This window comes from Rhodococcus sp. NPDC019647 (assembly GCF_044389235.1).
In the GTDB taxonomy this organism is placed as follows: Bacteria; Actinomycetota; Actinomycetes; order Mycobacteriales; family Mycobacteriaceae; genus Rhodococcus_F; species Rhodococcus_F oxybenzonivorans.
The window spans coordinates 18,951-32,690 of the sequence record NZ_JBIRXS010000030.1 but is presented as its reverse complement, the minus strand read 5'-3'; the positions used below and the strand labels follow the sequence as shown (position 1 = coordinate 32,690).

The window sequence follows — 13,740 nt, the reverse complement described above, 5'->3', positions numbered from 1 at the left end:
GGTGGGTTGCCTCCCGATCCGCAGATCGGGAGGCAACGCGCTACCGGCCGTCGTGAGGGTTGACGCCCCCGTCGTCACGGAACCCGGGGCTCGACACGGGGATCTTGAACTGCAGCACCCTGTACGGCCATCCCTTGTCGGGGCCCTCCGTCTTCCACTGACTCACGAAGATATGGAACCCGCCGTCCAACTTCGATCCGGGGACGATCGACGGACCGTAGAGTTGGGCCACCGCATCGTCTCCCTCCTGTCCCCAGCCGACCCCGCGCAAGGCTGTGCTCTTGTGTGCCTCGTAGAGGTTGTCGGTGATCTTGGAGAACACACGCACGTCGATGTCGTAGCCGCCCGCGTCGGAGCTGTCGAACGTGACGAGTACCCACTTTCCCTGGATTGCCCGCAGACACATTTCACCGAACTTGGCGGCTGAGTGCGCTCGCTCCAGCACCGGGGTCGGCTCGTTGCCCCAGCGCCACGCGCCGTCCTTCCAACCCCACCCCTCGTACGCATTCCGGTCGGTGATCCTGTCCTCGCGCACACGCCGGAGGATCAGCGGTTTGTCGCGCTGGAAGCCGGTGGAGAACACGTAGACCCATCCGTCCCCGGGAGCATCCCACGTCCAGAGCTGGGCAAGTCCGCGGTGGATCCCCGCATCGAATTTCGCCCCGGTGTGCTGCCACGTGTGTCCGTCGTCGGTCGACTTCCAGATTTCGGTCCAGACGACGTTGCCGAGGCCCTTGTTGACCATGGCATGCAGGTACATCGTGTCACCGATGGTGACGACGTCGGACGGGAGAACTGTCGAGAAGAACGGATTGTCGTGTTGGTAGTCCCAGAGCTGTCGCGCATATCGGGGATCGCCGCCGGCGGCCTCACTCCACACGATTCCCTCGTCGAGCTTCTTGGTGTCGGAGAACAGCGCTACCGGCGAACGCCAGTCACCGTCACCTACTCGGGGTCCACGGAAGGTGTCGCCGAATATTGCCAGCATTCGTCCCGACGGTGTGCGTGCCATCACGCCGAGATCGGTTGCGGCCATGCCGAACCTGTCGGTCAGCCCGGGACCCGTCACCTCCTTGATCTTCTTGGAGTGGTGCACGTTGGGCCCGGCCTCGATCGGTACCGCCGGCCGGGGTGGTTCCGGTGCCGGCAACCGCCACCCGTTATGGATGACTTCGTTCCATTCACCCTCATAGACGTTCCCCGTGACCGGCCATCCCCACAGCTGCTGCATTCGCGTCGCAACATCTTTGGTGGCCTTGTCGAAAAGGCTGGTGCCGGGAATCCCGATGGTCTGCTGCCAGCGCTTCAGGCCGTCTTTCGAGGACTGCGGTTCGTTGCCGAAGGTGTTCGACCACGATTCGGTGGGCCCGTCCAGCGGCCCCCAGTAGTGACCGGGCGGTAGCGGAAAGCGATCGGGATCTTCGGGTAGTCCCGCGTACCGCTTCGCCGCGGTCAGCACGACGTCATAGGGAAAGGTGTCGGGGACGTCCCAGTGCGTTCCATCCTTGAAACCTTTGAGAACGCGCGAACCGTACGTGTAGTTGTTGTGGCTGCTCACTCCCCTGCGGTTGTGGCCCACCCCGCCGATGTCGACGCGCTCGATCGGAATGTCGTACTCCGTGGCGACCTTGGCGATGACGAAAGCCACCATGTCGAGCATCTTCGTGTGAGCGAGCCACTGCTCGCGCGACTTGGGGCGTTCCTCGCGGTTCGGATTACCGCCACTCCAGGTTTCAGTGCTTCCCGAAGTGCCCACCATCGCGATCTGGACGCTGACACGGTTGTCGCTGAGCACGCCCCAAGCGGTGTTCTTGGTGCTGACGGTGTTGATGATGTGGTGGTCGTCGATCAGGTAGTGGTAGCTGCCGTTCTGCGCTCCGGCCTGGTAGTTGGCAACATTCTCGGCGCGGGCCACCCAGTCCTGGTTCTCGGTGGTGTGCAGATAGATCCGCAGATATGCGCCGTGACCGGTGTCGTACCCTGGGCCTCCGTACCACGTGATCGGGTATCCAGTGGGCGACGTGACCGGCTGCGGTTGCGCTGGTTCGACGACCGGGGTCGGAACGTCTGCGGCGACACCGTCCCACTGGCCGAATTGCTCTTTGAGGATACGGTTCCGGTCGATGCCGACGCCTCCCACCTTCTGCTTGTCGATCTCGAATTGGTGCAGGTGCGCCGCGGGGTGGACGCGACCGTTGCTGCCCCAATTGTGCATCCAGAAATAGGTGCCGATGCCGTCGCGGAGCGCCCACTCGATGGTCGGGTAGTTGCAGTAGACACCCATCCTGGTCTTGCCGAGCCGTTCCTGCCACGCGAGCAGGTAAGGGCGAACCAGCGTATTCCACTGTTCCTCGCTGGGCGACGCATCCACCGACACATAGATTGCCGCCGTCTCGGGGCCACCGGCCTCACGGTGAATCTGTATCCCCCGCTCAGCATCCCGTCGACCCTGCTCCGCTCCACCGAGCCAGTCGGATTTGCCGAATTGGAAGTTGGAGACGACGACCATACCGCGTGCGCGCAGGGCGTCGGCCTCCTCCCTCCGCAGCGGTTTGCCGAGCATCCATCCCGCCCTCGGGTCGGAGATGTACCGAATGGCACCGGCGAATCCGCCCGACTGGATCTGAGCAGCTGTGGGAACACCAGCGGAGAAGTCGACCAGGAGCTTGCCTACCAATGAGGTGTGTCCGTTGTCCTTCGGCGCCTGACGCGGATCTTTGGCTTCCTTCAGCCATGTCGAGTCGGGATCCAGATCGGGTCCGCCGAAGCGGCCTGGCGCACCGAATGTCTCGAAATGCAGATGAGGGCCGCTCGAACCACCCTCCGAGCCGACCACGGCTATCTGCTCACCCGCGTGCACTGGATCGCCGAACTTCCACTGTTCCCCAGTGTGTGGGTTGATGAACGACGATGGCGGCGTGTGGCCGAACGTGAAATCCAAACCCCATTGATTCTGGGAGTCGATCACCAGCCAGGAGCCGTAGCCCTGAGGGTCGTCGTCGATTCCCACATGGGCGATGGTGCCGTCTGTCGGTGCATAGATGGGCGTGCCGTTGTTCGCGGCGATATCGACGCCGCGATGATCCGGCCGGTCCGGGGTTCGGTAGCCGCTGCTCACGCCGGTGTAGGTTCCGGGGGCCAACGGATGGTAGCGATTCATGATTTCCTCACCAGTGAGATGGAACTGCGGTCCGCGACAACGCCGGGGTGCTCCATGTCGGACCAATCACCCCACTGCGCTGAATAGTTCGATCCTCTCCCCTGCCGTGTGGGTTCGTCGTGAGTAGTCCGGTACTCGATTCGCGAGCCAGTTGTCATCGACGTCAGAGGATGAGGTCCTGGAGGCGGATCAATTCACGGGGCAGAGTGGTGCCCTCGACCTGTTCGAGTGGATCAGCCGCCACGTAGGCATCGAGGTCGAGCCCGGTCAACTGGGTGATCCTCCGGACCGGAACCTGAAACGTGCGATACGCGCCGTAGGAGAACGACTCCTCCCCTTCCGTGAACTCGTCGAGCAGTGCCGCCTGAGTGAGCAGGTAGCCGGTAACCGAGAGGCCGCCGTCTCGCTTGGCCATCGCCACGGTCTTCCAGAACTGACGCGGCAGCGCCACCCCACGGTAGCGGGGATCGTCGGCGGCGAGCACCGGACCCGTCAGGACGCTCACGGCAAGATCGGCGTTGTCGGCGTTCTTCAGCACGTAATCTTCGAGTCCGAGCCACAGCGTCCTGCCCGCGTTGAAGTCGTGGTGCTGCGGAGTGCAGTTCGTGAAGTGGAACGTATCGTCGTTTGCCGTCTTCGCATTCGGGCCCCAGGCGGGGTCCAGTCGGCGCACGAGGTGCCCACGGTCGAGCGGGTTGTCCTCGTACACACGCTCACCGGTTTGTTGGCGTGCCGGGAGCCGAGGGTCGAGAATCCAGCGGTCACGGTCCCGCTTCGGATTCTGCGACTGCCGGCCGTCGATGTTCACAGCCGTGAACAGCGCAAGAGCCCGCTCTGTGTGCATGACTACGCTGAAGTGGTGGTAGCGGAGCTCTTCGGACGCAATCGAAGCGACGTGCGGGCCGGGCACCGGCAAGGGTAGATGAACTCGTAAAAACCACGGGTCGTAACCACGACGGTTGCTGTAGTCGGGGTCGATCGAAATTGCTTCGGAGTCAACAGGCTCACCGCCGGCGGCCCTGCGAGGTTCGGCGGAACCGAGGCGGACAGTAATCTCCAACGGAACGCGCACGGTGATTTCCTCCCTGGGCACCACGTCTTGCCGGGGCGATGAAGAGGGTGTCGCTAATTCCTGCTCCGCGCTGACGATCTCGTCGACGAGAGCGCGCCAGTTCCGCGGCATGTCCTGGTCGGCGACGAACTTCATGATGCGGCTGATCCGCACCCCCTCGTTGAGGATCCCACCGAACTCGGTGTGCTGCGGTGCTCGTACGCTCGCGTGGTGGAGCGCAACTACCTCCCACTGGTCGTTGAACACCGGCGAGCCTGAGGAGCCCGGTTCGGTGTCCGCCGAATAGTGCAGGAATCGTTCGGGAATATCGACGATGCGATTCTCCCGCAAGGCAATTTGCTTCTTGTCTCCGCGCGGATGCTGCACGATGGTTACGAACTCTCCGATGACGGCCTTGCCCTCAGCTGCGAACAGCCGGTTGAATCCGAACTGGGCGAGAACCGGCGCAGGTGCCCGAACCGCCACCAAGGCGAAGTCGCGCTCCCGATTGGCGAGGAAGAACCGGCTCGGATCCAGCGGGAAGACCTGCACCGGAAGCGGGTTGCCGTCGATACCGTCCTGATAATCGAACTCGATTACGCTGCTGCGTGCTGTTTCGGCGCTCGGCAGCACATGGTGATTCGTCAGAAGCAAGGTCGGCGAAACGAGAAAGCCGGTGCCGTAGCCCTGCAGGTTTCCCCGGGAATCGCGGATGTTCACCCTTCCGATCGACCGTGCCGCTGCCACCCCGGCATCGAGATAGCGCACTCCCACGAAATCGGAGGTGTTGATGATTTTTTCCAGCACCTGATCGGCCGAGGCGTCACTATCCACCCACTCGCTCACCCGGTCGAGCGCCTCTTCCACGAGGACACCCGACGCTGCGGTGGGGGTCGCCTGCGGTACGTCCTCGCCTGTGTAATAGCGGGTGAGCCGATCCAGGCGTTTGGCGATTCGTTCGGGAGTCTCGACGGCCGCGATTCCACCGCGACCGGCAAGCGCATCCACATGATCGCGTCTCTGCGCGGCCCTCTCCCGTGCGCGGCGCTCGGCCGCTTCGGCCTGCCGCTGTTTCTCGGTCGCGAATGTCTTTGCGGGCGAACCGAGTCGAACTCGAGGTCTTCCCATACTGTTGACGGTGGTCATCATTCTTCCTCGGGTAGTACTGGGCGGTTGCTACCAGCCTTGTCCCGTGCGGCACGGCAGTCATGAGTGGTCCGCTACTCATATTTCGGCGTCACCGCGGAATCGCTACGCTCGAACTGCTCGACACCGTTGCGGACCACCTTGCGGACGGCACCGCCCTCGGCCACGAGGGCGTCGAGGATCGGTACCGCCAATTCTGGGCGGATCGGCGTTTCGGCGAGTAGTTGCCCGAGTTCGAGCGCCTCCGACCCCAGCGCGCCGACGATGAGCCTGCGGCGGGCTCGATCCAGTGCAGCTTCCATGTCCAGCCGCTTTGCGGACTCACCACGCCCCGCCGGTATCGGGACTGCCGTGTCCAGCAGCAGCGCACGGACCTCGGAGGCCGTCAGATTCCGGTCGGTGGCCCACACCAGCATGGCAGCGGCAGCCACGTACAGCGCGGCGAAGGTCGTCCCCTCCATTTCCGGTTCATCGACAATCTCTTCGCAGGTGGTCCCGGAGATGGTTCTCGGCGCGTAGATGTCCGGCTTGCCCTCTCGGGAGAAGTACGGCGTCTCGTGGGTGAGGGAGCCGTCATCCTCGACCGCACCGACCGCAAGTGCGTCGGTGCTCCACGCAGGGAAGCTGGGTTCGTCCGAGTGATCACCTGATGCGATCACCAGTCGACCCTCTCTGACCAGATCGGCGATGATCGTGTTCTGGGTGTCGGTCGGCTCCGCGTTCCCGTAGTCGAGGACGATGATGTCGGCTCCCGCTCGCCCCGCCTCTTCCAACCACAGACAGACTTCGCGCTCCGACGGCTCGCCGTTCGTAAACGCCAATTCGTGTGACAGCAGTTCGGCAAGAGCAGATTCATCGACTCCTGTTTCACCGGCGACGACCCGCCCGGGTACCCCCTGGTTGATGGCACACTGGGTGAGCGCGACGGCGACCTCCTGACGGCGCCGGGCAGTGAACGGCCCGGCGACCGCCAGCTGCAATGGGCGCATCACCGGAGTCGCGGGTGACAGTCGTTCTACGTCGGATTCGAGTTCGGTCGACGTCCCGAAGAAGTCGCTGCCGATCGCCGCTGCCGTAGGAACCTTCCCGGGTGGAACCGCGACTTGCTTGACGAGGACCGGCAGATCGTCCGCATCGAACGAATTGCTCTGGCCAACCAGATCGGCCAGTTGTTCCCACAGTTCGAGGTGGCGCAGTTGGCCGTACAGTTTCGACAGTTCCGTCTCGGAGAAGCGAGTGAGTGTCGGCAGATTGCGGCGGATCCATTGCCACACCTCGGGCCAGGAGAGTGCCTCGAGGCGAATCGTGCGCACTTCGGACGGTCGCAGCGACTGCGTCAGTTGATCGAGATCGCTTGTGCTGGCCACCGCCAACCGTGCGCGGCCGCGTCGTCCGGTGAGGGTGACGAGTGCGTTCAAGAGGTCAGATGCGCCGGCGGAATCGCCTGCGAGCACGTCCGCATCGTCGATCACGATCGCGGCCGGCACGGCCCCGAGGTCCCCGATCAACCGTTCCCACCAGTCGTCGGCGCTGAACCTACCCGCCGACACCGCTCGAAGCCCTTTGCCGTCGATCAGTTCCTTGACGAGGCAGGCCAGTTCGCGGACCGGGTCGGGTTCCGCGAGGAGACGCTTGGCGCTGATGAAGAGCTGCGCGATGTCCGGATCGAGTTCCTCGAGTACCCGGTCGAGAAGTGAGGTCTTCCCAGTCGCCGGCATGCCGACCACCTGCAGAAGCCGCGCCGAAGTGTTCCCGGACAACACGTCCACGGCCTCACGCAACTCGGTGAGCCGGGAGATGAAGCGCAGTTCACCTTGACGTACGCCCAGGTGGCGACTGACCTTGCGCTGTGCGGGCCGCGGCCGAGCCTTCGCGTCTGGGTCGAGGACCGCACCGGGATCGCTTCCGCCGACGAATAGGCAGGGCACGGCCCAGTTCAGCAGAGGGTCACCGCTGTTCTCGTCGCCGTTGATCGCGAGACGCGCCAAACGCAGTGCCTCGGCGACGGATTGCCCGGCGGTAAGTCCCTGATAGAAGAAGCGGGTGAAGAGTCGCTCGGTCCCGAAGGGCAGCACGGCTTGCATGCCGATTACCATCGGACACGCGTCCCGCACGCAGTAGTCCGCCGAAGACAGCTGGCCCGGCCACGTTTCGTCCGCCGCCGAGACACCCGGCGCGCGTGCCGTCTCACATCCCGCGAAAACAGCGAGTCGGAGATCCGGAAGCTGTTGTAGCAAAAGGGCGAATTCTTGGCTCGGCAGAAGTGTTCCACGACCGTTTCGGCGTTCCAGCTTGAGTCCGTAAGGATTGGCATGCCCGAGGTAGTGGAACAGATGAAAGCCGCGGCGTTGCATCCCCATACGAGTGCGCAGACGCTCGACCGAGGGGCGATCCTCCACCACCACACGCAACAGGCCTCGATCGACCATCGGCTGCAACTCCGTCAGCAAACTGCGCTTTTCAGCATAGAGGTCGAACGGTGCCTCGGACTCGTCCGGGCCCGATCGAAGCGGACTCGACATGACCAGCAACAGATTGAGTGGTGGATCGATCGGCGCTTGCCGGATCGGGTAGGTGCGCGATCGTCCCGACCGCACCACGTGGACATCCCGCGCCATGGACAGAAACCGTTCAGGGCGCTGGGGGTCCAGTAACAACTCCCACGGCCATGCGGCGATCCGGTTCGGCGCCGCCAGTATCCGAATGAGCAACTGGTACCCCGCGGTCCCTGCCGTGCCACGTGTCTGCTGCAGAAGCGTGACGATCTCCGGCACACCGAACACCAGGTCCGTCAGCACCTTCCCCACCTCGAGCGCTTCGGGGCCGGCGTCCGGGCGAGCGTGCCGGACAGCATCGGTGAGCCATTCACCTGGTTCGTCCACCGGCCTGCCGGTGACATCGCGGGGTAGCTTCCACTCGGGCAGGGGCCGTTTCACCGCGAATACCGAACCCTGCGGGGATCTCGCCGAGAGCCACACGTGGTCCCCGGCTTCAAGGACACTGATTTCCAGCTCTTCGAAACTGCGCCTCGATAGCGGAATCATGCTTTCCAGCTCCTACATATCCGCTGTCCGTGCTACCTCGTCCAAGTCGACAACGCTCACCAGGTCCGTGACGGGATGCACTCCCGGGGCACTGACCGTGATGCGGTAGTCCTGAGCTGCGAGGTCCTCGACAGTTGCCTGCTGCCAACCGTCGGCTGACGTCGAGAGCCGATATTCCCGGACCGGCCCGCCGATGGCCGGCTCGACATGTGCGACGAGTTCGGCGCCTGGGTCGTCGGTCCGCGCACGGATCACCAGTGGTTCGGCGGTCGTCACGTCGTCGACTTCGAGCGACACCGATTCGCTCACCGCAGGAAATACGTTCGGCGGGGTGATCACTGCAATGCTCAATACCCCGCCGACGTGGTCGAGCACCGGGTCGTCGTTCTGCAGCGAGGCATGTTTCTGGCTGAAGAAGGCGGCGTTCTTCCACCCCTTCATAAGTTCGGGTGGGGTCGCCGACAATTTCGGCACTGTGCCGTCGCCGCCGCTTTCGCCCGGTCCGCGCACGGGCAGCGATACGATCTTTCCGTCCATCAACCGGGCAGCCCAGTGTGTGCGCTGGAAGTCGCCGATGATGGGACGGATGTCGTAGCCCTCGTCCCTGTCTGCTTCGAGTCGCTCCTGCACCTGAGTGCGCAGCTGCCGGTGCAGCGTCACCGCGTCCTTCATGCGGGCGGCGTCCAGCCCGGTCCCCGTCCAGTCGTCCATCTTGTCGTCCAGGTTCGACCACGACGCATTCGGGCCTTCGAGACATCGATAGGACGGCAGCAGCTGATAGGCGGAGGTGAAGGAACCAATGAGGTTGCCGAGATCGACGGTGAACGGGCCCCATCCTTTGCGGAATCCGTTGACGAGAAACTCGAGCGCGTTGATCGACCCGGAGTACGGCGTGCCGAACGTGATGAGTGTCCGGGTGTCCTTCCACCCCTCGAGCAATTCGAGGTAGAGGCGGGCAACGATGCCACCCATGGAGTGACCCACGAGGATCAACTGTGCATCGGGATTGCCCGACTTCTCCCGCCAGCGCGTCAACCATCCGTGAGCTTGCCGCGCCAGCTTGCGGGCTGCCACCCGATTGTCACGTCGCCAGTCATACGGAAGCTCGAAGTAATTCTCGCCCGGTACCACCCCGAACCGGCGCACCAAATCAACGCGGAACTTGGTGTAGCCGTCGATCTTCCAATCCAAGCCCGGAAGTACATGGAAGTCCGGCATCACCCGGGTCGCTACCACACCGTCGCCGAGATCGTCGACCTCTGGATCGTCCCCGTCGAGCTGCAACCGCTTGATGTTGTTGCCGAGCGAGAGCACTCCCCGCAGCGCAGCCCCTGGAGTCGACGCCCACACCTCCTTGCCGTCTCGTGCCAGAACCGATCCAGTGATCCCTGGTATCAACACAACGACATCTTTCATGGCGGCCTCCACACCGAACACCGGCAACGGTCCGTTCCGACCCCAGTGTTCTCAGGTCCGCGAGGGAGCACACGAGTAGCCGACTACTCGTTTTTAGTTGGTCGTGTGGTGAGGTTCATCAACTGGGCGAGCTCGTCACGGTCCGCGACACCCAGTTTGATGCACGCGCGGTAGACGTGTCCCTCGACGGTTCGGACCGACAGGAAGAGACGGTCGGCGATGTGCCGGTTCGACAACCCTGCCGCCACCATCGATGCGATCTCACGTTCCCGAATCGTGAGCGGCAGTGGATGTGCGGCCTCCGCAAGAGCAGGAGACAACATCCGGTCGCATTCGTCCGCCAGTGCTGCCGCCGTGGCGGCGCACTCGACCGAGAGTCGTTTGACATCCGCGCGGAGGAAGGCGATCGCGGCCTGCGCAAAGGCATCGGCGGCATCGGGAAGTGCACCGACCGTTCGAAATCTGTCAGCTGCCGCCGCCAGCCCGGGTCCGTCGGCGGAGGCTGACGCGGATGCTTGTGCTGCCGCGATTCGGACGAGTTCGCCGTCGCACTGTTCGGCAAGGGCCGCCAGTCGCGGAGCAGTGGAATGGTCACCGAATCGAGTGGCAAGGTGCAGTGCGGCCGCCTCGACACCGAACTGTCCCGCAGTTGCTGCTGATTCGGCGGCGGACCGTGCGAGCGCGATGGCCTGCGAAGTCTCACCCTGAGCCGCGGCGAGCCACGCGGCAGACAGTTCGAGTTGGGGCCCGAACACTGCCACGTGCCGGCCACTGCGGGCTCGCGCCTCCGAGATGACGCGCTGCCCCTCGTGGATGCGGCCGAGCACGGCGTATGTCTGTCCCAGGGCAATGTACGCGGGGACGCTCCAGGACACTGCGTCAGCGGTGTCGCCCACGTCGAGTGCTGCGATCGCCTGTTCGAGGCGCTGAGCCGCGGCGGTGAACCGTCCGCGGACGAGTTCGACCGTCCCGACCAGGATATTCGCCAGCCCCCATGCCAGGTATCGGCCACTCGACGCGAACGCGAGATACTGTTCGGCTCGGCGCTGCGCCCTATCGAACTGCCCGGTCATGGTCAAGGCCAGAATCTCGCCGTGCCCGGCGGGAAAGCGCAGCAGTCCGTCGATCTGTTCGGCAACGGCCGCGCTCCGCGCCGCCAACGCGGGAACCTCGTCGCCGCGTCCCATCAACGCCAGCGCCAGTCCCCCGCCGAAGAACGCCCATTCGACCGCCCACGGCCGCTCCGAGGCGAGAACAGTGCACGCGGCGTCCACCGCTTCCTGCGGTCGATTCTCGAAGACCGCGCACACAGATCCGATTCCCTCGACCACCGGAAGGAGACTCGGTTTGGTGACACGCTCGCGTAGCACTGCGAGGACGTCGTCCGCTTTCTCCGAATCGCCGAGTGCCCAGAAGAGGTTCGCGATACGTGATGTCCCCCAGCGCACCAACTGCGCTTGAGTCAACGAGTCGGGGGAAAATGCGAGCAGCAGTGCCTCGGCTTCGGCCGCGTGCCCCTGCCACAACAATGCCCGGGCAAGGAGGTCGGCCGCTCCGAAGTCACCCGTTTCTTCGAACGCTGCACGTGCCAGACGTTCACCGAGCGGGACATTGGCCAGCCCGATGGCATCCGCAGCCGCCGACGCGAGCAGCGCCGGGTCGACGGATCGGTCGCTGTCGAGTGCAAGCTCGGCGAGACGTATCCGGTGCGCCGCACCCGTCACCGCACCATTACCGAGCTCTTGCACCAGCTTCCCGCGTAGCCGGCGTCCCGCCGCACGACCGACCCGTCGGCGAATCACCTCGGCGAAGAGCGGATGGGTGTAGCGCACATCGAGATGGTGTCGTTCTTCGGCGATCCTGATTAGGCCGCGTCTTTCCGCCTCTTCCACTGCGTTTTCACCGGCGAGAGCGCACAGAACATCTAGGTCGAGCGGCTCGCAGAAGGTCAGCAGTTGAAGCGCTTGGAGCACGTCGGACGGGATTTTCTCGATCCTGGTTTCGAGTAGTGACGCGAGCTCGGAGGTGATTGCTGCGCGACCCCGCAGCTGCCAGACACCGCCGGACCGGCGGAGTGTCCCCGCTTCCAGCGCGCCCTCGACGAGATGGCGGACAAACAGTGCGTTGCCCCCCGACGCCTCCCAGATCATGTCGGCACTCAGCCCCTCGAGCGGGCCGTCCAGCACGGACTCGACCAGTTCGATGCTCTGCTCGCGCGTGAACGGCATCAATTCCAGCCGGAGAAGGTGCCCGTCCTTCCACAGGGACGTGATCGCGTCGGGCACGGTCTCACCGCTCCGGACGGTCGCGACGATATTGACCACCCGATCGAGGGCCAGTTGGTGCAAGAATGTTGCCGAGAGCTGATCGAGCAGGTGGGCGTCGTCGACACCGATCACCATGTCCTGGTGGGTGTCGCCGTCGTGAATGAGGGCCTGCCGTGCCGTGGAAAGTAGCGTGACCGGATCCCGAGAGGTCGACGCACCCACCAGGTGAGCGAAAACGCCGAGCGGGATGCTTCGGGCGGATTCCGTCCCGGCAACCCAGCGCACCTCGCCGGGCAGTGATTCGGTCGCGAACCGGGCGAGGGTGGTTTTCCCCACGCCAGGATCGCCGGTAAGGACCACCCCGCAACACTCGGACCGGGCCTTCAGCGACGCGGTGATGGCGTCGAACTCGGCTTGTCTTCGAATCAGGGGCCACCTCTGACTCATTCTCGAAGTCTAGTTTGTCGACACCCTCGTTCTCAGCCCCTCCGCTGCAATTCATAACGAATGTACGGTCTCATTACGACCTCGTCTGGCTCCCATACACAGAGAACAGGTAGTCCACTACCCATGATTGGAGTGGGTACATTCGGCAGACTGGACTCAGGACCCCGCAGAGGGCCTTCCGAGGTGCAGGAGATGGTCATGAACACTCTGCCTGAGCGAATCTCCAGTGACACGGAGCGGCCAGCCGACCGCGCCGCGTACCGTGAAACATGCTCGGCTCCATGGATACTCGACCAGTCGATACGACTGGGCGACAACGACGCACGATTGATCGTCGTCCGGGACGAGTACACCGATACGAGTTACCTCGCGCTTCTCGTCGGCAACGTCACTGGCAGTGCGCCCGTTACCGTGCGAGCAGTCGACGAGGAGGCTCTGCTCATCGAGGGCAGCCGCACCATGTTTCCGGAAATTTTGATCGGCGTTACCGAGTCACCGAGCGCCTACATCGGCCGTCGGTATCTCGAATGCCGGACAGCCGTCGAGGGGTCACTCCGATCGACGATCGACTCGATCGGAGTGCACTCGGTGATCGCCGAATGGAACGCGCGGGCGTGAGGTCCGGGAGCGCTCAGTCCTGTGCGAAATTCAGGTACGCCTTGGACGGGGTCGGCCCCCGCTGCCCCTGATACTTGGAGCCCGCGGCCGAGCTGCCGTACGGGTGCTCCGCCGCGCTCGACAACCGCAGAAGGCACAGCTGCCCGATCTTCATTCCCGGCCAGAGCGTGATGGGCAGGTTCGCCACATTGGACAGCTCCAGGGTGATGTGGCCGTTGAACCCGGGATCGATGAACCCGGCGGTCGAATGTGTGAGCAGACCCAGGCGACCGAGTGACGACTTACCCTCGAGTCGCCCGGCAAGGTCGTCGGGCAGCGAACACACCTCGAGCGTGGAGCCGAGAACGAACTCGCCGGGGTGCAGAACGAAGGGCTCTCCCTCGGCCGGTTCGACCAGCGTGGTCAGTTCATCCTGCCGCTGAGCTGGGTCGATATGGGTGTAGCGGGTGTTGTTGAACACCCGGAACAAGCTGTCGAGGCGCACGTCCACGCTCGAAGGCTGAACCATGGAGGGATCGAACGGGTCGATGCCCAGACGTCCAGTGGAAACTTCGGCACGGAGATCGCGGTCGGAGAGAAGCACAGGTAGAG

The 13,740-nt window shown here is 64.0% G+C and carries 7 protein-coding genes; 1 reads left to right on the top strand and 6 read right to left on the bottom strand.

Annotation, left to right across the window (positions count from 1 at the left end; translation table 11 throughout):
* Positions 1 to 40 precede the first annotated feature (40 nt).
* From ACH49N_RS32355 to ACH49N_RS32335, 5 genes are all read right to left on the bottom strand, one after another.
* Positions 41 to 3,160: a DUF4185 domain-containing protein gene (locus ACH49N_RS32355; protein ID WP_358276835.1), complete on the bottom strand. Its 3,120-nt coding sequence runs from the start codon at positions 3,158 to 3,160 to the stop codon at positions 41 to 43.
* A 163-nt stretch (positions 3,161 to 3,323) separates the two neighbouring features.
* Positions 3,324 to 5,357, bottom strand: coding sequence for a DNA/RNA non-specific endonuclease (locus ACH49N_RS32350; protein WP_397504853.1), 2,034 nt, complete (start codon positions 5,355 to 5,357; stop codon positions 3,324 to 3,326).
* Between the two features lie 74 nt (positions 5,358 to 5,431).
* A complete protein-coding gene (locus ACH49N_RS32345; RefSeq protein ID WP_358276833.1) occupies positions 5,432 to 8,401 on the bottom strand; it encodes a CHAT domain-containing protein in 2,970 nt (989 codons plus the stop codon).
* A 12-nt stretch (positions 8,402 to 8,413) separates the two neighbouring features.
* A complete protein-coding gene (locus tag ACH49N_RS32340) occupies positions 8,414 to 9,817 on the bottom strand; it encodes a hypothetical protein (protein ID WP_358276832.1) in 1,404 nt (467 codons plus the stop codon).
* Positions 9,818 to 9,900: 83 nt separating this feature from the next.
* A complete protein-coding gene (locus tag ACH49N_RS32335) occupies positions 9,901 to 12,531 on the bottom strand; it encodes a LuxR C-terminal-related transcriptional regulator (RefSeq protein WP_358276831.1) in 2,631 nt (876 codons plus the stop codon).
* A gap of 198 nt (positions 12,532 to 12,729) precedes the next feature.
* Here ACH49N_RS32335 and ACH49N_RS32330 point away from each other — a divergent pair, with 198 nt between their 5' ends.
* Positions 12,730 to 13,149, top strand: a complete 420-nt coding sequence (locus tag ACH49N_RS32330) for a hypothetical protein (RefSeq protein WP_358276830.1) — start codon at positions 12,730 to 12,732, stop codon at positions 13,147 to 13,149.
* A gap of 13 nt (positions 13,150 to 13,162) precedes the next feature.
* Here the strand turns inward: ACH49N_RS32330 and dcd are convergent, their stop codons facing one another.
* A complete protein-coding gene (dcd, locus tag ACH49N_RS32325) occupies positions 13,163 to 13,732 on the bottom strand; it encodes a dCTP deaminase (RefSeq protein WP_358276829.1) in 570 nt (189 codons plus the stop codon).
* Positions 13,733 to 13,740 lie beyond the last annotated feature (8 nt).

Bases quoted from the DNA above. Each gene is read 5' to 3' on its own strand.
- ACH49N_RS32355 (WP_358276835.1), bottom strand. From the start codon at position 3,160: ATGAATCGCTACCATCCGTTGGCCCCCGGAACCTACACCGGCGTGAGC.
- ACH49N_RS32350 (WP_397504853.1), bottom strand. From the start codon at position 5,357: ATGACCACCGTCAACAGTATGGGAAGACCTCGAGTTCGACTCGGTTCG.
- ACH49N_RS32345 (WP_358276833.1), bottom strand. From the start codon at position 8,401: ATGATTCCGCTATCGAGGCGCAGTTTCGAAGAGCTGGAAATCAGTGTC.
- ACH49N_RS32340 (WP_358276832.1), bottom strand. From the start codon at position 9,817: ATGAAAGATGTCGTTGTGTTGATACCAGGGATCACTGGATCGGTTCTG.
- ACH49N_RS32335 (WP_358276831.1), bottom strand. From the start codon at position 12,531: ATGAGTCAGAGGTGGCCCCTGATTCGAAGACAAGCCGAGTTCGACGCC.
- ACH49N_RS32330 (WP_358276830.1), top strand. From the start codon at position 12,730: ATGAACACTCTGCCTGAGCGAATCTCCAGTGACACGGAGCGGCCAGCC.